The 24,572-nt window shown below is 66.2% G+C and carries 24 protein-coding genes; 13 read left to right on the top strand and 11 right to left on the bottom strand.

Annotation, left to right across the window (positions count from 1 at the left end; all coding sequences use genetic code 11):
* The first annotated feature begins 40 nt into the window (after positions 1-40).
* Positions 41-874, top strand: coding sequence for a helix-turn-helix transcriptional regulator (locus ACR65J_RS06930; RefSeq protein ID WP_440167283.1), 834 nt, complete (start codon positions 41-43; stop codon positions 872-874).
* Here the strand turns inward: ACR65J_RS06930 and ACR65J_RS06925 are convergent.
* The 3 genes from ACR65J_RS06925 to ACR65J_RS06915 form a co-directional block, all read right to left on the bottom strand.
* Positions 871-2,097, bottom strand: a complete 1,227-nt coding sequence (locus ACR65J_RS06925) for an amidohydrolase (protein WP_440167282.1) — start codon at positions 2,095-2,097, stop codon at positions 871-873. The two genes, ACR65J_RS06930 and ACR65J_RS06925, sit on opposite strands and share 4 nt — an antisense overlap.
* 44 nt (positions 2,098-2,141) lie before the next feature.
* Entirely contained in the window at positions 2,142-3,089 is a 948-nt protein-coding gene (locus ACR65J_RS06920) for a polysaccharide deacetylase family protein (protein ID WP_440167280.1), read from the bottom strand.
* A 64-nt stretch (positions 3,090-3,153) separates the two neighbouring features.
* On the bottom strand, positions 3,154-4,677 hold the full coding sequence (locus ACR65J_RS06915) for a purine-cytosine permease family protein (protein WP_440167278.1): 1,524 nt from the start codon (positions 4,675-4,677) through the stop codon (positions 3,154-3,156).
* Positions 4,678-4,784: 107 nt separating this feature from the next.
* Between ACR65J_RS06915 and ACR65J_RS06910 the strand changes: the two genes are divergently transcribed.
* Complete coding sequence (locus ACR65J_RS06910) at positions 4,785-6,386, top strand: PucR family transcriptional regulator (protein WP_440167276.1); 1,602 nt, start codon at positions 4,785-4,787, stop codon at positions 6,384-6,386.
* 123 nt (positions 6,387-6,509) lie between these two features.
* Positions 6,510-7,262 carry a VOC family protein gene (locus tag ACR65J_RS06905; RefSeq protein ID WP_440167274.1) on the top strand — a complete coding sequence of 251 codons (753 nt, stop codon included), beginning with the start codon at positions 6,510-6,512 and terminating at the stop codon, positions 7,260-7,262.
* A gap of 10 nt (positions 7,263-7,272) precedes the next feature.
* On the opposite strand, the gene ACR65J_RS06900 is transcribed toward ACR65J_RS06905, so the two are convergent.
* The 3 genes from ACR65J_RS06900 to ACR65J_RS06890 all read right to left on the bottom strand — a co-directional run bounded on the left by ACR65J_RS06900 (position 7,273) and on the right by ACR65J_RS06890 (position 10,914).
* The gene (locus ACR65J_RS06900) at positions 7,273-8,109 is read right to left on the bottom strand and encodes an IclR family transcriptional regulator (RefSeq protein WP_159630500.1); all 837 of its coding nucleotides are present in this window, start codon (positions 8,107-8,109) and stop codon (positions 7,273-7,275) included.
* A gap of 73 nt (positions 8,110-8,182) precedes the next feature.
* Positions 8,183-9,439: an aminopeptidase P family protein gene (locus tag ACR65J_RS06895; protein ID WP_159630498.1), complete on the bottom strand. Its 1,257-nt coding sequence runs from the start codon at positions 9,437-9,439 to the stop codon at positions 8,183-8,185.
* A 104-nt stretch (positions 9,440-9,543) separates the two neighbouring features.
* Positions 9,544-10,914 carry an MFS transporter gene (locus ACR65J_RS06890; protein WP_440167272.1) on the bottom strand — a complete coding sequence of 457 codons (1,371 nt, stop codon included), beginning with the start codon at positions 10,912-10,914 and terminating at the stop codon, positions 9,544-9,546.
* 296 nt (positions 10,915-11,210) lie between these two features.
* On the opposite strand from ACR65J_RS06890, the gene ACR65J_RS06885 reads away from it, so the two are divergent.
* From ACR65J_RS06885 to ACR65J_RS06870, 4 genes are all read left to right on the top strand, one after another.
* The gene (locus tag ACR65J_RS06885; protein ID WP_440167270.1) at positions 11,211-11,693 is read left to right on the top strand and encodes an LpqB family beta-propeller domain-containing protein; all 483 of its coding nucleotides are present in this window, start codon (positions 11,211-11,213) and stop codon (positions 11,691-11,693) included.
* Positions 11,690-13,441, top strand: a complete 1,752-nt coding sequence (locus ACR65J_RS06880; protein WP_440167269.1) for a DUF5671 domain-containing protein — start codon at positions 11,690-11,692, stop codon at positions 13,439-13,441. The genes ACR65J_RS06885 and ACR65J_RS06880 overlap by 4 nt, the downstream gene beginning before the upstream one ends.
* 195 nt (positions 13,442-13,636) lie before the next feature.
* Positions 13,637-14,101: a hypothetical protein gene (locus tag ACR65J_RS06875; RefSeq protein WP_440167267.1), complete on the top strand. Its 465-nt coding sequence runs from the start codon at positions 13,637-13,639 to the stop codon at positions 14,099-14,101.
* 137 nt (positions 14,102-14,238) lie between these two features.
* Entirely contained in the window at positions 14,239-14,400 is a 162-nt protein-coding gene (locus tag ACR65J_RS06870) for a hypothetical protein (RefSeq protein WP_440167265.1), read from the top strand.
* Between the two features lie 130 nt (positions 14,401-14,530).
* Here the strand turns inward: ACR65J_RS06870 and ACR65J_RS06865 are convergent, their stop codons facing one another.
* The 4 genes from ACR65J_RS06865 to ACR65J_RS06850 all read right to left on the bottom strand — a co-directional run bounded on the left by ACR65J_RS06865 (position 14,531) and on the right by ACR65J_RS06850 (position 17,593).
* Positions 14,531-14,779 carry a hypothetical protein gene (locus ACR65J_RS06865; protein WP_440167264.1) on the bottom strand — a complete coding sequence of 83 codons (249 nt, stop codon included), beginning with the start codon at positions 14,777-14,779 and terminating at the stop codon, positions 14,531-14,533.
* Between the two features lie 69 nt (positions 14,780-14,848).
* Positions 14,849-16,783: an ATP-binding protein gene (locus ACR65J_RS06860; protein ID WP_440167263.1), complete on the bottom strand. Its 1,935-nt coding sequence runs from the start codon at positions 16,781-16,783 to the stop codon at positions 14,849-14,851.
* A gap of 91 nt (positions 16,784-16,874) precedes the next feature.
* Positions 16,875-17,282, bottom strand: coding sequence for an SRPBCC family protein (locus ACR65J_RS06855; protein WP_440167261.1), 408 nt, complete (start codon positions 17,280-17,282; stop codon positions 16,875-16,877).
* Positions 17,279-17,593, bottom strand: coding sequence for an ArsR/SmtB family transcription factor (locus ACR65J_RS06850; RefSeq protein ID WP_440167259.1), 315 nt, complete (start codon positions 17,591-17,593; stop codon positions 17,279-17,281). Before ACR65J_RS06850 ends, ACR65J_RS06855 begins: the two co-directional genes overlap by 4 nt.
* Before the next feature lie 159 nt (positions 17,594-17,752).
* Here ACR65J_RS06850 and ACR65J_RS06845 point away from each other — a divergent pair, with 159 nt between their 5' ends.
* Together ACR65J_RS06845 and ACR65J_RS06840 are read left to right on the top strand one after the other, a co-directional pair.
* A complete protein-coding gene (locus ACR65J_RS06845) occupies positions 17,753-18,709 on the top strand; it encodes a zinc-binding dehydrogenase (RefSeq protein ID WP_440167257.1) in 957 nt (318 codons plus the stop codon).
* A gap of 366 nt (positions 18,710-19,075) precedes the next feature.
* On the top strand, positions 19,076-19,924 hold the full coding sequence (locus ACR65J_RS06840) for a LysM peptidoglycan-binding domain-containing protein (RefSeq protein WP_440167256.1): 849 nt from the start codon (positions 19,076-19,078) through the stop codon (positions 19,922-19,924).
* Between the two features lie 38 nt (positions 19,925-19,962).
* Here ACR65J_RS06840 and ACR65J_RS06835 read toward each other — a convergent pair whose 3' ends face one another.
* Positions 19,963-20,271, bottom strand: a complete 309-nt coding sequence (locus ACR65J_RS06835; RefSeq protein WP_440167254.1) for a hypothetical protein — start codon at positions 20,269-20,271, stop codon at positions 19,963-19,965.
* 201 nt (positions 20,272-20,472) lie between these two features.
* On the opposite strand from ACR65J_RS06835, the gene ACR65J_RS06830 reads away from it, so the two are divergent.
* The 4 genes from ACR65J_RS06830 to ACR65J_RS06815 all read left to right on the top strand — a co-directional run bounded on the left by ACR65J_RS06830 (position 20,473) and on the right by ACR65J_RS06815 (position 24,543).
* Entirely contained in the window at positions 20,473-21,843 is a 1,371-nt protein-coding gene (locus ACR65J_RS06830) for a pectate lyase family protein (protein WP_440167252.1), read from the top strand.
* Positions 21,843-23,714, top strand: coding sequence for a pectinesterase family protein (locus ACR65J_RS06825; RefSeq protein ID WP_440167251.1), 1,872 nt, complete (start codon positions 21,843-21,845; stop codon positions 23,712-23,714). Before ACR65J_RS06830 ends, ACR65J_RS06825 begins: the two co-directional genes overlap by 1 nt.
* Before the next feature lie 96 nt (positions 23,715-23,810).
* On the top strand, positions 23,811-24,170 hold the full coding sequence (locus ACR65J_RS06820; RefSeq protein WP_440167250.1) for a VOC family protein: 360 nt from the start codon (positions 23,811-23,813) through the stop codon (positions 24,168-24,170).
* Positions 24,171-24,258: 88 nt separating this feature from the next.
* A complete protein-coding gene (locus ACR65J_RS06815; RefSeq protein ID WP_440167248.1) occupies positions 24,259-24,543 on the top strand; it encodes a DUF427 domain-containing protein in 285 nt (94 codons plus the stop codon).
* Positions 24,544-24,572 lie beyond the last annotated feature (29 nt).

Genomic DNA, 24,572 nt, shown 5'->3' with positions numbered 1-24,572 from the left:
GCTACTAGTAGTAGGAGTACCAGAGTAATAGTATTTTGGGGTGAACAATCCCGGGCGGCGCAAAGAACTTGGCCTTTTCCTGCGGGCCCGGCGTGACCAGGCGCTGCGGGCCGACTATGGCCTGCCGCCCGTGGGACGCACGCGGGAGCGCGGTCTCCGCCGCGAGGAAGTGGCTTTCCTTTCCGGCGTCAGCGTCACCTGGTACACGTGGCTGGAGCAGGGAAGGGACATCAGCCCCTCCCGGCAGGTTTTGGAGGCCATCAGCCGCGCGCTGCATCTTTCCAGCACGGGCCTTGGCTATGTGCTGTCACTGGGCGGCTACGCCTCCGCAGCCCCTGCCGGGCCGGCAGCCGATACTGCCCCGCCCCACATCCAGCGCCTCCTGGATGCCCTCGATCCCAATCCGTCCTTCGCGTTGTTCCCGGACTGGGGCGTGGCTGGGTGGAACAGGGCCTACGCGGCGCTGTATCCCAACATCGCCAACGTGCCGGCTGCAGACCGGAACCTGCTGTGGCTGGTGTTCACCGATCCGTATGTCCGGAGCCTGCTGCCGGACTGGGACACCACCAGCAAGCGGTTCCTCGCAGAGTTCCGGGCCGAGACCGGGCAGCGGCTGGGCGATCCGGACATCCAGTACCAGGTGGAACGGCTCAAGGAGGCGAGCCCGGAGTTCCGGCAGGGCTGGGACCTCTACGACATCCTGGGTTTCGAATCCCGCGAACGCCTCTTCCACCACCCTGCCGTCGGAGTCCTGCAACTGGAGCACCACCAGGTGTCCCCGTCGGACCGGCCGGACCTGCACATTGTGGTGTATACGCCAGCCCCGGGCAGCGATGCCGCGGCGCAGATGATGTCCCTGCTGTCCGGAGCCTAAACGGCTTCCGCCGCGAGGTAGGCAAGCGCGGCTGCGGCCTGGGCCCGGGTGGCTGTGCGGAGGGTGGGCTCCACGGCGGGCAGGAACGACGGCGAGTGGTTGGCGGGGATGTCAGCGTCCACCGTGCCTTTTGCCACGGCCCGCCGGTAGGTCTCCGGGGGCACGGAACCGACGATCCAGTAAACATACGGAATGCCGAACGCGTCAGGGATCCGGCTGAAGTCCTCCGATGCCGTCTGCGGGGCGGTGCGGTAGACGGCGTCCGGGCCGAAGGCGTTGGTGAAGGCTGCGGTGACCTTGGCGTTGGCCTCCGCGTCGTTGCTGGTCAACGGGTACTGGTCGTAATACTCAAACTCCGGTTCCTGTGGAGAGCCGGCCGCTGCGCACTCGCCCCGGACGATCCGCTCGATCGCGGCCACCATGTCGGCCCGCAACGCAACGTCGTAGGTGCGGAGGTTGAGCAGCAGCTCAGCCCGGTCCGGAATGATGTTGGCCGTTGCTCCCGCGCTCACCGATCCAACAGTCAGCACGGCGAACTCCCCTGGCGTCGTTTCGCGGGACACCACTGTTTGGAGGCGGAGGACAATCGAGGCGGCCAGCACCACCGGATCTACGGACTTGTGCGGCATGGAGCCGTGGGCGCCGCGGCCGTGGACGGTGATCCGTACCGAGTCGCCTGCCGAGAGCACAGGGCCCGGGGTGGTGCCGATGGTTCCCGCTTCGGTGGGCATGACGTGCTGGGCCAGCGCGACGTCCGGCTGCGGGATTCCGGCGGCCAGGCCGTCGTCGAGCATTGCCTGCGAGCCGGCCGCCGTCTCCTCTGCTGGCTGGAAGAGGGCGGTGTAGGTTCCCCGCCACGCCTCCCGGTGTTCTGCCAGGTACTTTGCCGCCCCGAGCAGCGCCACCACGTGCATGTCGTGCGCGCACGCGTGCATCACTCCCGGAACCGTGGAGGCGTAGCTTGCCCCGGTCGCCTCGGTGACTGGGAGGGCATCCATATCCGCCCGGGCCAGGACTCCCGGGCCGGCGCCGTTGGCAAGGACCCCCACGACGCCGGTGCCGCCAAAGTGCCGGACATCGAAACCCCAGCCGGCCAGCTTCGCCGCAACGGCCGCGGAGGTCTGGTGTTCGGCGAGGCCGAGCTCCGGATTCCGGTGGAACTGCTCGTAGAGCGGGACCTGCCAGGCCAGCTCCTGCTCGATGCCGCTGTCTGAGACGTCCATGTGCGTACTCCTCCCGGCCGGTTGCCCCGGCCCTTCCGGCTACTTTAGGCCAGCACCCCCTGCCGCACTATGGCCGGCTTGAACTGTGCACCCGCGCCCGGGAATACCGGCACCTCGATCCGCGCGTGGGTGTGGACCTCGGTGACCGTGGCTTTGGTGTGCCGGGCGATGTTCTCCATGGTGGTCACCCACATGCCGTCCATTGCCTTCACCCGCTCCATCAACTGCTCCAGCGCTACGGCCTTGGACGGCCGGCCGGAGATGAACGGGTGGTTGGTGAGGACGAAGCAGCTGCCCTGGGAGTGGTGGGCCTGGGCTTCGAGGGTCCACATTTCCAGGACCTTGGCCGGGCTTTCGATCACGCCGCTGCCGGTGACCCCGGGGTAGAAGGCGTACTGCTCCCAGTCGTCCAGGGTCCAGTCCACGGGAATCTCCACGATGTCCCGGGGATCGTCCGCGGCGACGGCGCAGCGGTAGGGGGCGTCGCCGTCGAGCAGGCTCGAATCGTAGAGGAAGCCGCGGTCCGCCAGGAGGCCCGGGGAGTGCCAGTTCAGTTCCCACCACGGTGCCCGATAGCCCACCGGCCGGACCCCTGCCACCTTCGCCAGGGCTTCCAGGCCGCGGTCAATGTAGCTGGCCTCGGTGGCGGCGTCGATCCCCTGCATGGGTTCGTGCAGGTAGCCGTGGTGCGCCACCTCGTGCCCGCCGTCCACGATCTGCCGCACAACGTCGGGGTAGGACTCCGCGGTGAAACCGGGGATGAAGAAGGTGGCCTGGATGTCCTGGCGGGCCAGGATGGCCAGGAGCCGCGGGACCGCGATCTTGGGGCCATAGGACTGGTGGCTCATCAGCGACATGCGCCGGGTGCTGGTGGGATCGTGGGCGATGGTGCAGGACTCGGCGTCCACGTCGAAGGTGAAGGACGCTGCGGCCTTGAAGCCCTCGGGCCAGGTGATGGGGTGCAGGGCGTCCGCGATGGCGGGCTTGTTCACGGGAAATCCTTTCGGCGGGCGCTGTGTGCGCCCGCCAGGGTTTGTGGAAGAGGAGTAGTGCCGCTTAGAGGGCGGGAAGGGCGGGGCTGCCGGCCGGCTCGGCCTGGGCGACGGTGCGGGGCTCAAGGGCGAGGTAGCGGATGTGCTGGCGCGGGCCGAGGATGGCGTACACCGCGGCGCTGGTCAGTCCACCGGCCAGCCAGGACAGGTCCCAGCCGCCCAGGGCCACGGCGATGGGGCCCTGCATGATGGGGATCAGGCCGTACATGAACAGCCACGTGGTGAAGATCCCTGCCACGAGTGAGATGACGCCGGCAAAGTTGACCACCGGAAGCCGCTTGGTTCCCACGCCGTCGAACAGCCGTTCGGTTCCGCCGGGCCAGCGCTTCTCCAGCCAGAAGTAGTGCACCAGCATGATTCCGCCCCAGGCGGCCACCCAGGCCACCAGGCCGATCAGCCAGGCGTCGAGTACCGCTGCGAAGTCCTCCTGGAAGATGAAGAAGACGACGGCGGCGAGCGAGAAGACGCCGACGAACAGGTTGAGTTTGCGGCGGCTGATGGAGATGTCCAGGGCCTGGGTGGCCACGGAGAAGGTGTAGATGTTCAGGATGTTGGTGGCGATGGGGCCGTGGAGCACCATCAGCAGTACGGGCAGCGCCATGGCGCCGAAGTTCAGGACGATGAGCTTGCCGGGATCGATCTCGCCGCTGTTGGTGGCAAGGCTGGCGCCCAGGACGCCGAGCCACACCACGGGGATGAACTGGCCCAGCACTGAAGCGAGGTAGACCTTCTTCTTGGGGACGCTGGTGCTGACGAACCGGGAGTAGTCCGCGGCGTAGGTGAACCAGGTGATGCCCCAGCCAATGCCGATGGCGGTCATCACGGCGCTCATGGCCGCGATGCGATCGGAACCTTCCAGGACGGCGCCGGCAGGACCGGCATAGCTCCAGTTGATGTCCATGCCGAACCAGGCCACCTCGGACATGACGGCGAGGATGAGGATGGTGGGCGGTACGGTCCATTTTTCGAAGGCGGCGATGGCCTTGTAGCCGAACCAGGCAATGGCAACCTGGAGGGCCATGATGAAGGTGGCAACGCCGATCTTCCAGGCGTAGTTGGGGGCTTCCGGGTCAACCCAGCCAAGGGTTCCGAAGAGCGCCATGACCAGGTCCAGGATGATCCAGGTGTTCACCGCGCACCAGCCGATGACCAGCAGGGCCTGGATGGCGGCCGGCAGGTAGTTGCCGCGCCGTCCGAATGCGGCCCGGGCCAGGACCATGCCGGTGGCTCCGGTCTTCTGGCCCAGGAGGACAAAGCAGCCGAAGAGCAGCATGCCGATCAGGTTGCCCAGCACCAGGACGGTGATGGTGTCCGCGAGCCCGAGTCCCAGCTGGATGCCGAGTGCCCCCAGCACCCAGTTGATGGGTGCCAGGTTGGCGCCCGCCCAGATCCAGAACTGGCCGGATACCTTGCGCGTTCGTGCTGATTCGGGGATGGGCTGCAGCCAGGCTTCGTGGTCCACGGCGCTGTGGTCCTGCGTGGCCTGGTCAGGTTGGCCGTGCGTGGCTGTAGAAAGCTTTTCTTGCATGGGGGCCTCCGTGAGGTGGATAAGTACCAACAAGGCTATGTGGCCCCCATCACAAGCAACAAGATACAATCTGTCGAACAAATCCTCCTACTACGTTACGGACTGTCGTGTCAGTGTTTCTTGGCGAAATACTCGCCCACCCCGCCCTCGCCGCCGCCGATCCCGTGGTCCACCCGCAAGGAGTGGTGGCTGATGCGCAACCGGTCCGCTGGGTCCACTCCAGTGAGGTGCTGGACATCGCTCCCCTGCTCCGCGGCGGCGAGCTGCTGCTCTGCGGCGGGATCACGCTGGCCACCGCCGCCCCGGCCAAACGCGCAGACTACGTCCGTGAACTGGCCCAGCGCGGCGTTGCCGCCCTGGCCATCGAGACGGGCGGTGCACTGCCGGAAATCCCTGCCGACATGCTTCAAACGGCGGAGGAGTACGGCCTTCCCGTGGTGGAACTGCGGAAGGTGGTGCCGTTCGTCGGTGTCATGCAGGCCATCAACTCGATGCTTGTCAGCGAGTCCGTGGGGCACCTGCAACAGGCGGACGCCGCAACGCGCGCCATGGCTGCAGAGCTGGCCCACGGCGCCTCGCTCGACAAGATGCTGGGCGTGCTGGCGGGCATCACCGGCTCCGCCGTCAAACTCACTTCCCCGTGGGGCGTCACCATGGGCAGCGCGGTCCCGGAAGGCTGGAGCAACGGGGTGGACGCGCACGCGGGCGAAGGAACAGGGGACGACGACGGCTCCGGGCCGGACGCGCACGGCGGCTTTTACGCCGTGGCCGGCGGAACGGTCATCACCGTGGACATCCCGGTGCGCGGGGTCCTCATGGGGCGGCTCGAGGTGCACGTTCCCGATGTCGCGGACACCGCCCTGGCCCAGGTGGCCGGGGAACGGGCCGTGGACATCCTGGGCCTGGCGCTGCTGCAGCACACACCTCCGGGACTGCATGCCCTGGCCGGTGCTGAACTGATGCGCGCCGTGTTGAATTCCGCTCCGGAGTGGCGGCTCGAGCAGCTCGCCCCCGGCGCCGGTTTCCCCACGGACTCCCCCGCCGTCGTCGCCGCCATCCATGCGGCGGCGCCGCAGGAGCTGCGCGGCGCCGTCGAAAACTTCCTCAGCTCAGAGCGGATCCCCTGCGCCGCCTACCTTGACGACACCGAACTGGTGGTCATGATCGGCCTGCCGTGCACCGAGACTGCCGGCGAGCGCCGGCAGCTCCTGGAATCCTTGCAGGGGCTGGAAGGGGACCACGACGCCGTGATCGCCGTGGGGCCGCTGGCAGACGGGGTGGCGGAGGCAGCCTGGTCACTGGCGGAAGCGCGCCGCGCCCTGGAGGTCCGGCAGATCCGCCGGCGGAACGCGTCGGCCCGCAGGCGGCACCCGTCCCGGGGCCTGGTTGTAGTTGACGCCCAGGACACCGCCGTGGAAAGCCTCGCCCTGACCTGCCTGGATGCCTCGTCCCGGGAGGCGTTCGTGAGCCGGCAGCTACGGGCGGTCCTGGATCACGATGCGCAGCGGCAGTCCCAGCTGCTGGAGACCCTGCAGGTGTGGCTGGACTCCGGCTGCAATACCGCGCAGTCGGCACGCGAACTGCACTTGGAACGGCAGTCGATGCACCACAGGCTGCAGCGGATCTTCGAGCTCTGCGGCGGAGACCCGCGCGGGACGGGGCGGCTCGCGGCGTTGCACCTGGCGGCAAGGATGGCCGGGCTGCCCTGACCTCCTGCGGGGCCCCTGCTTCCGGACGTATGCTTGCCTGGCATTGCCCTGTGGCCGGGCCCCCAGGTCCGGGCAGCTCGGATGGAAAGGGCGCGGCGGATGGCAAAGCGGAATACTTCCTTAGTGGGTGCGCCGTGCTGGGTCGACACCTGGCAACCGGACCCCCAGGGTGCCAAAGAGTTCTATGGCGGACTGTTCGGCTGGACGTTCGACGAGCCGATACAGGTGCCGGGATTCGAGGGCGGGTACTGTCTGGCGCGCCTTGACGGCCGCTCCGTAGGCGGCGTGGGGCAGGCCCCGCCGGGGTCACCAGCGGGATGGCTGACCCATATCCGGGTGGGCGATGCCGGGAAGGCTTCAGCGCTGGCGGAACAGGCGGGCGGCCGGCAGCTCGGGGCCATCGGCGCCGGGACCCGTTCGCAACTGGTTGCCGATTCCTCCGGCGTGCTGTTCTGCCTGCGGCAGGCGGGCGTCAATGACGGCGTTGAGCTGGCAGACCAGCCCAATAGCTGGGCCATGAGTTCGCTGCACACCCCGGATCTTGGAAAGGCCCAGGAGTTCTACAGGGCATTGTTCAACTGGGAACTGACGTCACCGCCGGACGCCCCGTTTTCACTGTGGCTCCTCGAAGACCAGCTGGTGGCCGTGGCTACCCCCACCGACGGCGTGACTGTTCCTCCACATTGGAGTGTGAACTTCGGGGTCACCGATGCAGACAGGACCGCCGACCGGGCCGTTGCCCTGGGCGGCGGCATTGTCATGGCACCCATGGACAGCCCCGGGTTCAGGAGCGCCGTGATCAGCGACCCCTGGGGCGGCGTGGTCGCGGTCAGCGCGGTCACGGAGCAAACCGGCACCCCGCCGGTACGGGCCTGACCAGGCAGCCTCAACTTCCCGGGCGGCCACCCAGCCGGGTGGTCACCTTGGCGGCGGCGGCGACGCAGGCCTCCCCCAGGCTCTCGAACTGTTCCTTGGACACCCGGAACCGCGGCGCCGGAATCAGGACGGCCGCCACAACGTCGCCGCGGTGGTCGCGGACAGGCGCGGCCACGCCCACCTCGTCCATGGACGATTCGCCGTAGTTCCCCGCCCATCCCCGCTGCGCAACATCCTGGAGCCGGGCTTCGTACGCTGCCAGTCCGTCGTCGTCCAGTCCCGGGAAGGTGATGGTTCCGCTGCGCAACAGTTCACGCACCCGTTCGGCCGGCAGCGTGGACAGGAACACCTGGACCGAGGCGCTCATGGCGTCGCGGTAGCGGGCGCCCAGGGGCGTGGTGTGCTTGATCTGGTGGTGGCTCGCGATCTGCTCCACGCAGATGGCCTCGTCACCGTTCCACAGCATGAGGGCACTGGTTTCGCCGGTCTGCTCGGTCAGCTGCCGCAGGACGGGGTAGGCAACGCGGCGTTCCTCCATCTCGGCCAGCAGCGGTCCGGCGACGGCGATGAGCCCCAGGCCCAGCCGGAACCGCTTGGTTTCCGGGTCACGTTCCACCAGGTTTTCCTGCTCGAAGGTGGCCAGGATCCGGGACACGCTGGATTTGTGCATGCCCACGCGGTTGGCGATTTCCGTGACGCCCAGCAGGGGTTCGTCCGCCGTGAAGGTGCGCAGGACGGCGATGGCGTTGACGACGACGGAGGCTCCTTTGGCGTCCGTCCCGCCGTTGGTGCCGGTTCCGCTGCCGTTGCTGTCTGGGGTTTTCGCAGGAGTCATGGTGGACACCATCTTTCCCTATGGTCGGGGCTGGACACCGAAAGCGGCGCCGTGGTGCACGGCGCCGCTTCGGCTGTTCAGATGGTTATCCCTGGACGATGTTGTGTTCCGGGCCGAACGGGAACTTGGTGATGTTTTCCACCGTGTTGTCCTCGCCGATCACCAGGATGTCGTGCTCGCGGTAGCCGCCGGCGCCCGGCAGGCCGTCCGCCACCGTGATCATGGGCTCCATGGAAACCACCATGCCCGGCTCGAGGACGGTGTCGATGTCCTCGCGCAGCTCCAGCCCGGCTTCGCGGCCGTAGTAGTGGCTCAGGACGCCGAAGGAGTGGCCGTAACCGAAGGTGCGGTTGGCCAGCAGGCCGTGGCTGATGTAGATCTCGTTGAGCTCGGCGGCGATGTCCTTGCAGACGGCGCCGGGCTTGATCAGTTCCAGGCCGCGCTCGTGCACCTCGACGTTGATGTTCCACAGCTCCAGCGAGCGCTCGTCCGGCTGGCCCAGGAAGAGGGTCCGCTCCAGGGCGGTGTAGTAACCGGAGGTCATGGGGAAGCAGTTGAGCGAGAGGATGTCGCCCTGCTGCAGCTTGCGGGTGGTGGCCCAGTTGTGGGCGCCATCGGTGTTGATGCCGGACTGGAACCACACCCAGGTGTCGCGGACCTCGCGGTCCGGGAAGGTCCTGGCGATCTCGTGCACCATGGCCTCGGTGCCGATGAGGGCCACCTCGTACTCGGAGATGCCTTCGCGGATGGCGTTGCGGATGGCCTCGCCGCCCAGGTCGCCGATGCGGGCGCCGTGCTTGATGACTTCGATTTCCTCGGCGGACTTGATCATGCGCTGGCGCATGGCGTCCTGGGAGACGTCCAGGAGCTGGGCGCCGGGGAACGCGGCGGCGATCTTTTCGCGGGTCAGGCCCGGGAGGAAGTCGTCCTCGACGCCCAGCCGGGTGGCCTTGACGCCGCGCTGGCGCAGGGCTTCCTGGAGGCCGAAGTAGAAGTTGTCGCGGCGCCAGTCGGTGTAGACGATGTTCTCGCCGTAGGAGGTGCGCCACGGCATGCCGGCGTCGATGTTGGCGGTGACGGTGACGGAGTCGTTGGCGGTGACCACCAGGGCGTAGTTGCGGCCGAACGTGGTGTACAGGAAGTCGGAGTAGTACTTGATGCCGTGGTAGCTGGTGAGGATGACCGCGTCCAGCTCCTTGGCGGCCATGATTTTGCGGAGGCCGCCAAGGCGGCGCTCGAACTCTGCGTCGGAGAACGTGAGCTTGCCCTTGGTGCCGTTGTGCAGGACCTTGAGGCGCTCGAGTTCGGCGATGGAGGAGGCGTTGTCGGCAGTGATAGTCACGGGTGGTGCCTTTCTAGTGGGTGCCAGCTGCTGTTGGTGCAGTTGGTGTTGGTGCGTAGTGAGGTTGGTCTGTGGACCCGGATGGGTCAGGGGCCTCTGGTTGGTCAGAGGTGCTTGAGGGGCTTCCGCGAGGTTTCGGTGGCGAACAGCACGGCCACGAGGGACACGGCGGATGCGGCCACGAGGTACCAGCCCGGCGCCAGCTTGCTTTGCGTCATGCCGATGAGCAGGGTGGCCATGAACGGGGCGGTGCCGCCGAACAGGGCATTGGAGAGGTTGAAGCTGACGGCGAAGCCGCTGTAGCGGACCTTGGTGGGGAACAGTTCGGCCAGGAAACTGGGCAGCGTTCCGTCGTTCAGCGTGAGCATGCCGCCCAGCAGGATCTGGACCAGGACGATCACCAGGAAGTTGCCGGTATCCAGCAGCATGAACGCGGGGACGGTCAGGAGCATGAACAGGACCGACGCGGTGATCAGCATGCGCTTGCGGCCGAACCGGTCCGAGGCGAGTCCTGTCAGGAAAATGAAGCCGATGTAGCTGGCCAGGGCGATGGTGGTGGCCAGGAAGGACTCGGTGGGGCCGAAGCCCAGTTCCTCGGACAGGTAGGTGGGCATGTAGCTGAGGATGACGTAGAAGCCGACGGCGTTGAGCAGCACTGCCCCGCAGGCGATGATGAGCTGCTTGCGGTAGGTGCGGAACATGTCCAGGGCCGGGGCTTTGGGAGCGGACTCCTCCTGGTCGGCCAGCGCGCGGAAGGCCGGGGTGTCCTCCAGCTTGGTGCGGATGTAGCGGCCGATCAGTCCCATGGGGGCGGCCAGCAGGAACGGCAGCCGCCATCCCCATTCGTGCAGCTGGTCAGTGCTGAGTACCGAGCTGAGGAGCGCCGCGATCAGTGACCCCAGGAGCAGGCCGGCGGCGGTACTGGCGGGAACGACGGCGGCATAGAGTCCGCGGCGGTTGGCCGGCGCGTATTCCACCAGGAAGGCTGATGCTCCGGCGTATTCGCCGGCCGCCGAAAAGCCCTGGACCACGCGGACCAGGAGCAGCAGGACCGGGGCCAGCATGCCGATGGTTCCGTAACCGGGGATGAGGGCGATGCAGAAGGTTGAGACGGACATGATGACGATTGAGAGGGACAGCGCCTTGCGCCTGCCCAGCTTGTCGCCGATATGCCCCCAGAAGAAGCCGCCCAGGGGACGGACGAAGAAGGAGATCGCGAAGACGGCGAAGGTGGCCAGCAGCGCGGTCTGCCGGTCTGCTTCAGGGAAGAACACCGACGAGATGACGGCTGCGAGGTAGCCGTACACGGCGTAGTCGAACCACTCGACAAAGTTGCCGATGAAGCTCGCGGTGACTACCCGGCGTCGTACGTCCTTGCCGGCAACGGCGTTGTCCGTGCCGCCGCCAGCCCCGGCAGGAGCGTTGGCGTCAGCGGCAACCACTCCTGCCTGGGGTGAGTTTTGTTGGGTACTCATGAAACCACCAATAAAAGTTGGAGTTGCATTGCTTGCAACGTGGTTGTTTCACGATAGGGCGTGATGTGCAGCACAGTCAAGGCTTTTTCGAAGCTAGTTACTGCAGTTCTTCTTGAACATCCCAGGGAGCCGGACAAGGGGAAGCGCGGGCGGAACGGTCCTACTGGGGTTGCTTTCAACGCAACATGGTTGTCACACAAAGCCCAATTCTGTTCCTTAGTGGCCCCGCCCCTCAGCCGCCAAGGACGGGCCGAAAGACACGAGCGCAACGGCTCCCCTTACCGCATACTGGCGCCATGGACGACACTGCTGCCAAGGAGCGCACCGCGCGAAGACCCGACCGGATCCTGCTCACGCTGGTAGGGGTGGTGGTCCTGCTGGTGGTGGTTGCGCTCGCCGTGGTCTTCACCCGCGGCGAACCGGCACCGCTCGATGAGGCAAGCCCCGCCGGGGTGGTCCAGCGCTACAGCAAAGCAGTGGTCGACAGCGACACCAACACTGCCCAGTCATACCTCACCGAGGGCGCCAAGAGCCGGTGCCGTGGCACCTATTCCGGCGAGCCGGCACCCGCCCGCGTTGTCTTGATTTCGACGACGGAACGTACCGATTCAGCCACCGTGAGAGTTTCGATTGTCCGGTCGTCCCAGGGCGGACCTTTCGGCCCCTCCGAGTACGAGATGGAGGATTCCTTCTCACTCCTCAAGGTGAACGGACAATGGAAGATTGACCAGCCGCCATACCCCCTCATGGCGTGCACCGTTGTGCCGGTGAAGCAATGACGGCGCCCGCAGCTTCAGCGGCCCCCGCGCCCACGAGCGGCCTGGCAACGCTCCGCCGGCTGATCCTGTACGTCCTGCTGTTTGCACTGGTGGTGATCTCGGCCTCCGGGCTCCAGGGACTCCTGGAGCGGCTCTTCCGGACGGCATCCACCCTGGTGTCAGGCGACGTTGCAGGCCTGGCCCTGTCCCTTGCCTTTACCCTGATCGGCGGCCCGCTGGCCCTGCTGCTGTGGTGGTTCGTGTGGAGGCGCCTGGACGACGAATCGGAGCGCAGGGCACCCGGCTGGGGCCTGTACCTGACCGGGATGTACACGGTCTCGCTGATCATCAGCACCACGTCGCTGCTGAACCTTGCAACCTCCTTCATCGATTCGCACGAAAGCCAATGGCCCTCCCCCCTGGCCAACGGGATTGTATGGTCGGCCATCTGGTGGTGGCACCGGTGGATGTGGAAGCACCCCCGCAAACCGTCGTCGCATCTCGAAGACGTGCGGGCCGTCGTCGGCTCCGTGTTTGGGCTCCTCCTGGGCGCCGGCGCCGCCATTGCAGCACTGGGCAGCCTGCTGGACGTGGCGATCCGCGGTTCCGCGGCAGCGGCCACCTTTGAGCCTTGGTGGTTCCCTGTCCTGAGATCCGTGGTGTGGGCTGCCGGCGGAGCGGTGGTGTGGTGGTGGCACTGGTTCCGGGAGGGCGGCCGGCGCTTCCAGACAGGGCTGGTGGACATCACCATCATCGCCGTGGGCATCTTCGTCGCCGGCATCACCGCCCTGGGCGGACTGGGCGTCATCCTGTTTGTCCTCCTGCGGCTGGCATTCGACCGGATCGACCCCCTGAATGACCTGCTCGAGCCGCTGGCCCCGGCAATCGCGGCCGCTGCCATCGGCACCCTGGTCTGGCGCTACCACCGCATGGCGTCGGTCAGCCGGTCCACCAGGACGCGCCGCGCCAGCCTCCTGGTGACGTCCGCGGTGGCGCTTGCCGCGGCGGCATCCGGCGTCGGCGTTGTAGTCAACGCACTGCTGGCCGCCGCCGTCTCACCGTTGGCGGGCGGGGCCACACGCACGCTGCTTCTTGGCGGCCTCAGTTCCCTGGTGGTGGGAGCACCGGTCTGGTGGCTGGCCTGGAAACCCAGGCACCAGCCGCGGACAGCGGAGGATATTCCGCCCGGCCGGCGCGTCTACCTGGTGGCGTTTTTCGGCGTCAGTGCCGTGGTGGCCCTCATTACCCTGCTGGTCATTGGCTACCGGCTGTTCGAATTCCTGCTGGGCGATGTCACCGGCGGAAGCCTCCTGGACCGCGTCCGCGCACCTCTCGGCCTCCTGGCGGCGGCAGGCCTCGTTGCGGGCTACCACTTCGCGCTGTGGCGGCATGACCGGAAACTGCTTGCCGCGGCCGCTCCTACGCACAAGCGAATGATTGAGCGGGTCACCCTCGTCAGCGGATATCCACCAGGTTCCGTGGATCCCGAGGCCCTGGCGCGCGGCATTGCTGACGCCACCGGAGGTGCCAAGGTGACCACCTGGCTGAGGGCGGACGACGGCGGCACCGGACTTCCGCCGTCGGCCGCGCTTGCTCCGGGGGTTGAGGAGGCCGTGCGGCAGGTGGCGGCGGCTCTGGAGGGCGTCACCGCCCATCAGGTCCTGGTGGTTGCGGGGCCGGAGGACCGGCTGGAAGTGATTCCGCTTGCTGCTGCCGGTGGCACTCCTGTCCTTGGCGGCCCTGTCCCTGGCCGGGTGCTTCGGCCCTGACTTGCGGTGGATGCTGACGCCTGGCGTTGGCGGGAAAGGAGGGAAGCGATGGCTGCTCGTGGACCCGCGAAGCACCGTGTGCCGCATGGGTAGGAAACAGCCGGCGCGGACTCGGGTGTTTGGCGGCAGTCCTGCTCGCGTTGGCAGGGTGTTCGTCCCGGTGGTACGCCGTCGGCCAGCAGCCCTCCAAGCAGTGTGACGCGTTCTTCGCAGGCCTCCAATTCCCCCTCTGCATCAGCAGCGCCACCGTCCGGGCCCTTCTCGGATGCCGAACTCGCAGCCATCATCAACGGCGTGGGCGAGGCCCGCAACCTGCCGCTTCCCCCGGCCCATGATTCAACTCGCCTGCGCATACCCTTCGACTCCCGGGCAGACCGCCTGCGGGGCTGCACAAGCATCCAGGAAAGTTCGTTCGGCGGAGGCAGCAGGCCCTGGTCCGGGGTTTCCGCGCTGCCCACAACCATCGCTGCTGACGCGAGCTGCGCGGTGGCCTATCAGCTCTCGGACGGGACAGGCGAATGGCACGTGCGGAGCGGGACACGCAGGGGAACGCTGTCAATCGAAGCAGCCAGCAGAACGGCATCGCGGGCGGATATCCAGGCCAAAGCCGAGGCGCTGGCCGCTTTCTACGGCAGCGTCTTCGCACGCGCCGGCAAGTAGGCGGGCATGGCCAACCTCCCGACGGCGCCAGCCCATCCTCAAGATTTGCGCAGTTTATCCGGCTGGTGGATTAACCCTCTTCCCTTGGCATTCGGTGGTGCCTAGTGTGGGCACACAGGTTTTGCCAAGGGGGACATGTGAAAAGCTCGGTTGAAGGTCTTCAGGACGCCACAAGCCAGGATGCGCAGGCGGCGGCAGTGGATTCAGTGGAAGTACAGCACAAGGTGGCGGAATGGACATCTGACTGCCTTCTCACCCTGCGCAGCCCCATCCGCTTCACCCGGGCCGACTGGCCCTAGTTCCCACCGGCCCCGCTGACAGGACGGGCCACCTGGACCACCGGTATGACTCGCAGAGCCATGCGCCCAACACGGCCAGCGCACTGGTCCAGGTCGTTACCCGCCGTTTCAGGCCCGTCCTGGCTGATCTTCAGCTGGACGCGTCCCGCTCGATTTCTTCGGCGAGATCGTCCACTTCCTCGGGGCGGGCGTCAATTCCCGCTTCCTCGAAGCGCTCTTCCAGCACATGACTAACGTCATCCTGGACATGGCCCAACTGGATGTCGTGGCGCACATCCTCGGCGATGGTTTCAGGCGTCTCGAGGTGTTCGGATTCGGCCACAAGCTCGTCGCTGCCGTCAAAGGGGTCGTGGGCGCCGCCGTCTCCGCTATCAGTCATACTCCATGGTTACCCTTCTCCTTCCGGCAGTAAACGCCCCCGCGTCGATGAGGCGCCGCTTGCCCCACCTCAGCCCAGGAAGGTGTGGTGCACTTCGCTGCCGTAGCGGCCGATGATGGCCCGCTTGGCGTTCCGGAAGGCTTCGAGATCATCGGCATGGCCGTGCTGTTCGACGCGGAGCCTTGCCAGCTCGTCCGAGATCACGTCAAGGAAGAGTTCGGCGAGCAGGAGCCGGGCGGAGTCGCGGAAGCGTCCCCGCCCGTCGACGTAGAGCTGGACGGTCGGGGCCGCGGTGTTGATAATGACCTTCCGTTCCTCTTCGGAGTACACGGCGCGGTCCGTGCTGTTGTGGAGGTTGCGGAAGTCGTAGCCCGTAAAGAGGTCGACGCCGTGGTCCCGGCTGGGGCGGTGGACCTGGCGGTGCGGTGCCGGCAGGCTGCCGGCGGCGGCTTGGTGCGGCGGTTGGTCTGCGCTGTGGCGTGAGGCGTGCTCGGCGATGACCACTTCGCAGATCGCCCAGTAGTCCCCCGCCCTGGCGGTAATCTCCCCGCGGTCGCCAGCCCGGTCCCCGGCTGCAGTCCATTGAAGCCGGGGAGTCTCCGCCAAGGTACTGACGGGAACCGGGGCGGGCAGCGGGTCCAGCCGGATTGAGGCCGGAAGTTCCAGCTCAAACACCAAGGTTTCGCCCTCGGGCAGTTGGCTTGGATCCAGCAGCAGGGCAACGTGGAACGGATGCACCGGGGGACGGTAGTAGAAGGGCGTTGTGAACCGCAGCGCCGCCGGGACTTGTGCCTCCGGTTCCTGTGTGCCGTCCCCGTTCCGGACAATGGGTGCTGTTTCCAGGCCCAGGTCCAGGATGGCGGCCTCGCTCATGTGTTGCAGCAGATGCTCGATCATCTCGGCGGTTCGCCCGGAGGTGGTGGCGCGTTCCAGATGGGTGAGTTTGTCTTTCTCGGCCTGGACAGGCGCCGCGATCATCCGGCTCACCGCGTGCGAGAACGCAGCAACGAAAGGGTCCTTGATGTTCAGGCCTTCACGTTCGTCGCTGATGATGGCTTTGCCTCTGCCCAGCATTTCGGTCAGCGCGGGGCACCGCACCGTTCCGAACAGATATTCAGTGCCCACCTGGTTCTCAAATTCGAACATCTGGCAGTCCAGCACGGCCATGCCGGACTCCACCACCAGGCCGGCGGTCCGTTCGTCGCCCTTCAACGTCAGTTCAACATCCTGTGCCCGTTTGAGCGTGACGGTGAACGCGTACTCGCTGCCGTCAACGCTGAACCTGCCTGGCTCGTCAGGGCCTATCAGCGTGATGGCCGGGGGTTCGTGGAAGCGGATGCGGTCTCTGCCGTTGTCCCCGTTTCCTGGGCGCCCGCGCTCCAGCTCCACTGTGCGCCGGTCCAGTACGTCCCGCAGGTAGATGTTGTCCGCAAGGAGCTGCAGCAAGGTGGCCTGCTGGGTGATGGTGGCGTGCGGGTTGTCGACGACGATGGTGACCTTGGTGCCGTTGCCGCCATCGGGAATCCCAAGCCGGGCGTAGTCCGCAGGAAACGCCTGCCGGTCAGCACCGTCGTCGTCATAAAGGTAACCGCCGTTGCTGCCCCGGAAGATGTCGATCCTGGTGAAGCGGCCACCCTGGACGGTTTCGATCCAGCCGTGGCCCAGGCCGAAGATGGCCTGTTTGAGCCCGCGCCCGAAGTAGCCGCGGCCTGCTCCCTCGCCGCGGGCCAACGGGCTGTGGGCGCCGCCGTAGCTGAGGATGCGGCCCGCCTGTTCGAAGGACATGCCTTCCGCCTGGTCGCTGACCATCAGTACCGCCCCGGAGTGGTGCCGCTGGTAGCTGACCAGGATCCTGCCCGTCACGTTGCCGCCGGCTTTTTCCAACCGGGCGTAGCTGTCATCGCTGTTGGTGATGAGCTCCACCAGCGCCTTCTCAACCGAGGCGAAGCGCCGGGAATCGATTCCGATCACGCGCTGGTCCACTTGGATCTGGGCAACCGTCATGGGTGCTTCCTTCGCTCACAACCGAAGCTGACAGCCAACCGGGAGGCGGTGCAACGGTTGGCTACGGGGAGCCTAGCAGCAGGCGGGGAGGTCAGGACACCCCGGCGAGAACCCCGTCAACGCGGGCCAGCAGCCCAGGCCAGCCGTTGCCCATGCCGTCGATGGCGTGGCGGCCCATAGGGGTGTCCAACTGGAAGCCGGCGTGCTCGAAGTGGAGGATGGTGCCGCCGTCCACGGGTTCGAGCTGCCAGGTGATGGTGGTGTCCAGCTGGCCTTCGGAGAAGAGGAAGCTGATGGATGTTCCGGGCTCCACGGCCAGGACTTCGCACTGCTGCTGGCCCCAGGCGTCCATGTCCATGGTGAAGCGGTGGCCCACCACTGGTGCGATGTCGCCAGGCGCCCACCAGCGGGCCAACAGGTCCGGTGTAGTCAGCGCGGCCCAGACGGCCGCAGCGGGGTGTGGGTAGCGGCGTTCGAGCCTGATGGCGTTCTCGGTCATGTCGGTTTCTCCTCGTCCAGAAGGTCGGCCAGGACATCCAGCCGCTGGTTCCAGTAGCGCTCGAAGTGCTTCACCCACCCGCCAATCTCGGCGAGCCTGGCCGGCTGGAGGCGGTACACCCTGTTCCGCCCCTGCCGCTCCTCCCGCACCAGCCCCGCGCCCCGGAGCACGGCGAGGTGTTCGGACGCGGCGGGGCGGCTGAGGTCCAGCAGGCCGGTGAGTTCACCGGCCGTCCGGGGCCCTTGGCGCAGTTCGTCCAGGATGACCCGCCGCGCCGGGTTCGACACGGCGGCGAAGACATCGGGAAGCACAACGACAGTATACGTCGGAAATATCCGACACATCACATACCGGCAAAGGCCGGTCATGTTCACTGCATCACATCAGGGCTACGCTGGGCCGCATCAGGCATAGGCTGTAATTGCATGCAAATACATGAAGCATCAAGGGATTCAAAGGAGATGCCCCCCATGAAGGCATGGCAGTTCACCGGCACCAACAACCCGCTCACCCTCAACGAAGTGGCTGAACCCAGTGGAGGTCCGGGCCAGGTAGTAGTCAGCGTCAAGGCCGCCGGGGTGTGCCACTCGGACGTGACAGCCCTCGACGACGCCGGATGGATGCCGCTGTTCCCGGAACTCCCCCGCACCATGGGCCACGAAAATGCGGGCGTCATCACCGAGGTGGGCCCCGGCATGGAGCACTGGAAGGTTGGCGACCGGGTTGGCCTCTCCCCCGTCATGAAGGACGGCGACGCGTTGGGTTATGGCAAATGGGACGGCGGTTTCGGCCCCAAACTGCTCGCCACGGACGACAACCTGGTGAAGCTGCCCGATGAGGTCTCGTTCGAGCTGGGCGCGATGGCCACCGACGCCGGACTTACCGCCTACCACGCCATCATGGCCGTGGGCGGGGCCAAGGCAGGCATGAAAGTAGGCGTGATCGGCCTGGGCGGACTGGGCTACATCGGTGCCCGCGTGGCAGTGCTGGCAGGCGCCGAAGTCTATGGCGCCGAGGTGAACCCCGAGACGCAGAAGCTCGCGGACGAGATTGGCCTCGCCGGCGTGGGTGGCTCCATCACGGACTTCAAGGACAAAAACCTGGACCTGATAGTGGATTACGCCGGCTTCGGCACCACCACCTCGGCGGCACTTGAGACCCTGGCCGAGTTCGGCACGCTGGTCCAGGTTGGCATGGGACGTCTCGAAGCGACCATCAACACCTACCCACTGATCATCAACCAGCTGTCCATCAAGGGATCCAAGTCGGGCACCAAGGAGGACCTCGAGAACCTCTATGCCCTCATGAAGTCCGGCGAGCTGAACCCGCCGATGAACCTCATCAAGCAGGCTGACATCCCGGACGCCATCGACAAACTGCGCAAGGGCGGCGTGGTGGGCCGCTTCATCGCGGTCTACGAGGACTGAATCAGCCACGCGCCTTCTTGAGCGGACGACGGCGGGCGCGTCCCGCCGTCGTCCGCTTGCTTCTTTGACGGCTACTACAGCGCGCTCCCGGTTCATCCACTAGGCTCGCTTCTGGCCCGCTGGGGGCCGGACTCGGCTGCGCCGGACTTATTGGGGGGCATATCCATGGTGGAAACTGGCAGTACATCAACAACGGCGAGAGGCCTGTCCCTGGTTCGGCCAGCCGCGCTCCTTGTTGTGCTGTCGCTGGGACTGGCAGGATGCACTTACGCGGGCGCTCCACCCCAAGTGGAACCGGCCGCCGCAGCCGTGCCAACTTCCCCCACATCGTCCGCCGCCGCGAAGCCTCCCCTGGGTGGGGAAACCGTGCGGGACTCGTTTGGCAACGCGGACTTCTACACCAGTGTGGGAGGCGACACTCCTGCGGCGGTGGCTGCCGCCTACAAGCTTTCCGAGGCCAAGCTCTCCGCATTTAACGGCCTCCAGCCCGGGACCCCCCTCACTCCGGGCACACGGCTCCGCCTGATTCCGGCCGGGCCGGGAACCGGCGCAAGCGGCCCTGTGACCGTTGACGCAGATGGCATCCCGACCAGCTACTTGGTGGAACCCGACGACACCCTGAGCGGCATCACTTACCGCTTCAACCTCACCGAAAAGCAGTTGGCCGAGGCGAACAAGGTGCCCTTCACCTATGAGCGGGGGAACGTCTTCTACATCCAGGCAGGAAGGCTCATCCAGCTTCAGAAGAAGCCGGTGGACAGCCGCTCCGGGTCCGGGACAGAGGTCAAAAACTCGTTCGGCCAGACGGTCTTCTACACCACGGTGGACGGCGACTCGTTCGACAGCCTTGGCTACAAGTTCCGCTCAACCACGGCACAGATCCTGCTGTACAACCCTTCACTGGCAGCGAATGAGCCCATCCACGCAGGGACGAAGGTTCAACTGATTCCTGGCGACGTGAAAATTGAAGGCGCCCAGGGAACGTTCACCGCCGATGCCAACGGGATTCCGCTGACCTACACCACGGCGCCCGGCGACATCGAACTCCAGGTTGCCTTCCGCTTCGGCGTGACAGACGTAAGGTCGGCCAACCGTCCAAGTAAGGGCACGGGTGGGGCGTGGTACGAGTTTGCAGACTTGCCGAACGGCGAGCTGGCACCAGGCCAGACCATTAGCGTGGCACTGGACCAGCCCATCAACAAACCCGAACGCTAAGGCACGTCGCCAGCGACGTTTTCTTGGCGCTTTAACCTTTACTGCCGGCCGGAGCTGCCTCTCCGGCCCGCCCGGTAACCCGCCCAGAACGCGAGCACCAGCAGTCCGGCAACCATGACCGCCAGCCCGATCTGGGTGCCCGGGCTGATGAATGCCATGCCGTTGGCTGTGAAGACCTCATTGCTCAGCGGCGCGTAAGCGAACCAGCCTACGTAGCTGTTCCGGTTGCTCCACGCGATGAAGCATCCCACCACCATGATCAAGACACCCAGTAAAGGCACGACGGCGGCAGGAACTTTGGCGCGCTTGTACGGTTGGCGTTTCTCAGGTATGTCGTTCTCCCGCATGGAACGCGAGTCTAGCTGCGGGCACCCGTGCTGCCGGCCAAGGCGGCCGCAGAAACTTCCGGCACTCCATAAACATCAGCCTCTCCTCTTGCTGAGAAACCGCTTTCTCGATAATGTCCTTGTCAGCGCCCTCCAGTGATCGGCGTCATAGTGGACCGCGGACCGGGGCGCGCAGTTCATTCCAATGACGGAAGAGATAACATGCGAAAACGCAGTGCCTACGTGTCCTTATCCGCAGCACTGGCAGTAGCCGGAGCCCTCATCATTCCAACCCAGGCAGGGGCAGCTCCAAACCCTGCGGCCGACCCCACTGCCCAAACCGCCCAGACACCACTGGAGCGCCAAGTCCTTGCCGAAGGCAACGGCTGGGCGTCAGAAGGGACGGGAACCACGGGCGGTTCAGCAGCCACAGGCGCCCACGTCTACGACGTCACCACCAAAGCCGAGATGCTGGCGGCCTTCGCGGAAGCCGGTACCCAACCCAAGATCGTCAGGGTCCATGGAACCATCAACGCAAACACGGCACCGGATGGAACTCAGCTGACCTGCGAAGGTTACGCCGAGGGGACCGGCTACAGTCTGGAGCAGTACCTCCGGGACTTCGACCCGGCCACCTACGGACGCAGCCAGGAGCCCGCAGGTCCGCAGGAGGACGCCCGCCGCCTGGCCGCGGCAAAGCAGGCGAAGACCATCCGCTGGGACATCCCGAGCAACACCACCATCGTCGGAGCAACCCCGGACAGCAGCATCACCGGCGCGGCGATGCGTATCAACGGCGCCACCAACGTGATCGTGCGGAACCTGACATTGCGGGATTCCGCCGACTGCTTCCCCGCCTGGGATCCCACTGACGGGGATGAAGGCAACTGGAACAGCGAATACGATCTGCTGCAGGTCATCAACAAAGCCACGCACGTGTGGATCGACCACTCCGCCTTCACCGACGCCCCCAACCTGGACAGCTCCCAGCCGCTCTACTTCGGCCGCCCCTACCAGGTGCACGACGGCGCGGTGGATGTCACCAACGGCTCGGACCTGGTGACCATGTCCTACAACCGGTTCTCCGACCACGACAAACTGCTCCTGATCGGCTCCACCGACTCCGCCACCCGTGGCGACCCCGGCAAACTGCGCGTCACCATCCACCACAACGTCTTCGAGAACGTGGGCCAGCGTGCCCCGCGGGTGCGTTTCGGCCAGGTGGACGTGTACAACAACCACTACAAGGTAACGGCGGACAGCCCCATTCCCTACGAGTACAGCCTGGGCGCCGGCTTCAGCTCCCACCTGTACGCGGAGGCCAACGCCTTCACCCTGCCGGAGGGAATCACCGCCGCTGACATCATCGGCCGCTACAAGGGAACCCAGATCACCACCATCGCCAATGCGGTCAATGGCAAGATCACGGACATTCGCGCCGAGTACAACGCTGCTGCTGCGCCTGCCGACCAGCTGGCAGCGGATACCTCCTGGACGCCCACCTTCCGCACCCAGGTCCACCCGGCCCAGGCCGTACCGGCCCTGCTAAAGGACTCCACGGGCCCCATCTTCACCGCCGGGAGGGACTCCTGATGGCCGCAATCCTGCCCAGCCGGCGCAGCGTCCTGGCCTCCCTGGCCCTCGCTGCCGGCACTGCGGCTCTCTCCGGAACAGGCGTGGCAACCGCCGTCGCCCAGGCCAGCTCCGACCCCACGAAGCCCCGCACCAAGCCCGTCATCTTTGTGGTCGGGGACTCGACGTCGTCGGCGTACCAACAGTCAGAACGGCCCCGCGCGGGGTGGGGACAGGCCCTGCCGCTCCTGCTGGGACCGCAGGCGACCGTCTTCGACTACGCGTGGTCCGGAGCGTCCTCGAAGAGCTTTGCCGATGCAGGCCTGCTGGACCGCGTGCTGGCCCTGATGCAGCCGGGCGACTACCTGCTCATCAGCTTCGGCCACAACGACGAGAAGGTTGCCGATCCCGCCCGCGGGACTCTTCCTGATTCCACCTTCAAGGAGTACCTGGGCCAGTACATCGACGGCGCCAGGGCACGCGGGGGCAAGCCCGTGCTGGCCACCCCGGTAGAGCGCCGCCGCTTTGATGCGTCCGGCAATGCAAAGGATTCCCACGGTGAGTATCCGCGGGCAGTGCGCGAACTTGCCGCGGCGTCGGGCACTGCCCTGGTGGACCTGACGGCTTCTTCGAAGCAGTTGTGGCAGGAACTGGGGCCGGAAGGAACCAAGTCGCGCTTCCTCTTCCTCGCCCCAGGCCAGCACCCGCAGTATCCGCAGGGTTCCGAGGACAATACCCATTTCCAGGCCCTCGGGGCCGTGGAGGTGGCCCGCCTGGTGGCCCGCGAACTGCAATCCAAGCAGATCGTCCCGCCTGGCTACTTCCTGAATATCGACGCCGGCACCGATCCCCTGCTGGAGGTGTACTGGCCCAGTGAACGTCCGGTGGACCTGCCAGTGACGCTCGACGTCGGCCCGGGCAGCACGTTCCCGACTGTTCAGTCCGCTGTGGATTCGGTCCCGGCGGGCAGCCTGCAGCGGACGGTCATCAGGATCCAACCGGGCACTTACCGGGAAGCCGTCCGGATTCCGGCCACCAAGCCGCGGATCACTTTCGTTGGGCAGGGCGGCAGGCCGGAGGATGTGGTGCTGGTCTACAACAACGCCTCAGGGACTCCCAAGCCGGATGGCAGCGGGAACTTCGGCACCTCGGGCAGCGCATCCGTACGGGTTGACGGGCCGGATTTCGTGGCACGGAACCTGACCATCAGCAACGATTTCGACGAAGCCGCCAACCTGGGGATGAAGGACCGCCAGGCTGTCGCACTGCACGTCACCGGGGACCGGTCGGTGTTGTCCAATGTCAGGCTGCTGGGCAACCAGGACACCTTGCTGGTCAACTCCCCCGGCGCGGGTGTCCAGGCCCGCTTCTACTTCGACAGCTGTTATGTGGAGGGGGACGTGGACTTCATTTTCGGCCGCGGCACCGCCGTTTTCAGCGGCTGCGAGATCAAGAGCCTGAACCGCGGTTCCACGACCAACAACGGCTACGTCACGGCGGGTAGCCAGGATCTTTCCATCAAGTACGGGTACCTTTTTGACCGGTGCCGGCTTGTCTCGGACGCCGCCGCCGGTTCCGTCCACTTTGGCAGGCCGTGGCATCCCAGCGGGGACCCGAAGGCGGTGGCGCAGGTCCTGGTGAGGGATTCCTGGCTTGGCGCGCACATCTCGGGTACGCCGTGGACGGACATGAGCGGCTTCTCCTGGCGCGAGGCCCGGTTCCACGAGTTCAACAACCGCGGCCCTGGTGCACAGGTAACGCTGGACCGCCCGCAGCTGCCCGGGCCGGAGGCGGGCAGCTACGCAGCCAGGAACTACCTGCAGGGAACGGACGGCTGGGCGCCTCAGCTTAAAGGGTCGACGGCGGACTGCAGCGTGGTGCCGGTCGCCTAGTAGTGGAAGGGAAGGCCCGGTTCCGCCGCGGAACCGGGCCTTTTTTTCGCCGTTCCTGTCTAGCGGGGCCGCTGCGGCGAGGTTTAGGCTGGGCGGATGCTGACTATCGGAACCATAGTCCTCGGCGTCAACGACATCGCAGCCGCCGCCAAGTTCTGGCATGACGCCCTGGGCTATGTCCCCCAGGAACCCGGTGACGAAACGTGGGTGACCCTTGTGCCGTCGTCGGGCCCTGGTGCGGAGTTGTCGCTCATGCTCAGCGAAACCCCTGTCCAGGACCACCCGCGGATCCACTTGGACCTCTATGCGGATGACCAGGACGCGGAGGTGGAGCGCCTGGTCTCGCTCGGTGCCAAGCGGGTGGACTGGGACCTGTACCCGGAGGACCCAGACTTTGTGGTCCTTGAGGATCCGGACGGGAACCGGTTCTGCGTCATCGACAAGAGCCCGCGCTAGGGGGCTGCGGGGAACAAGCGCGGCTTCCAGGCCGTTGGCATCCGTACAACCGTCACCCTTGCGGGACGGCAGCGACGGAAGGGAACTGATGGTCAGGGCTATCTGGAACGGAAGAGTCATCGCCGAATCCGCGGACACTGTGGTGGTGGAGGGCAACCATTACTTCCCGCGCGACGCCGTCAACGCTGAGTACCTGCGCTACAGCGGCAAGAACACGTTCTGCCCATGGAAGGGCACGGCCAGCTACCACACGCTGGAGGTTGACGGCGAGCTGAATGAAGCTGCGGCCTGGTACTACCCGGAGGCAAAGCCGCGCGCCAAGCACATTGAGGACAGGATCGCGTTCTGGCGCGGCGTCACCATCGAGGAATAGCAGGCGGACAGGGCGGACGACGGCGGGTG

This window comes from Arthrobacter sp. SAFR-044 (assembly GCF_059414985.1).
This window is presented reverse-complemented; position numbering and strand designations above follow the sequence as displayed.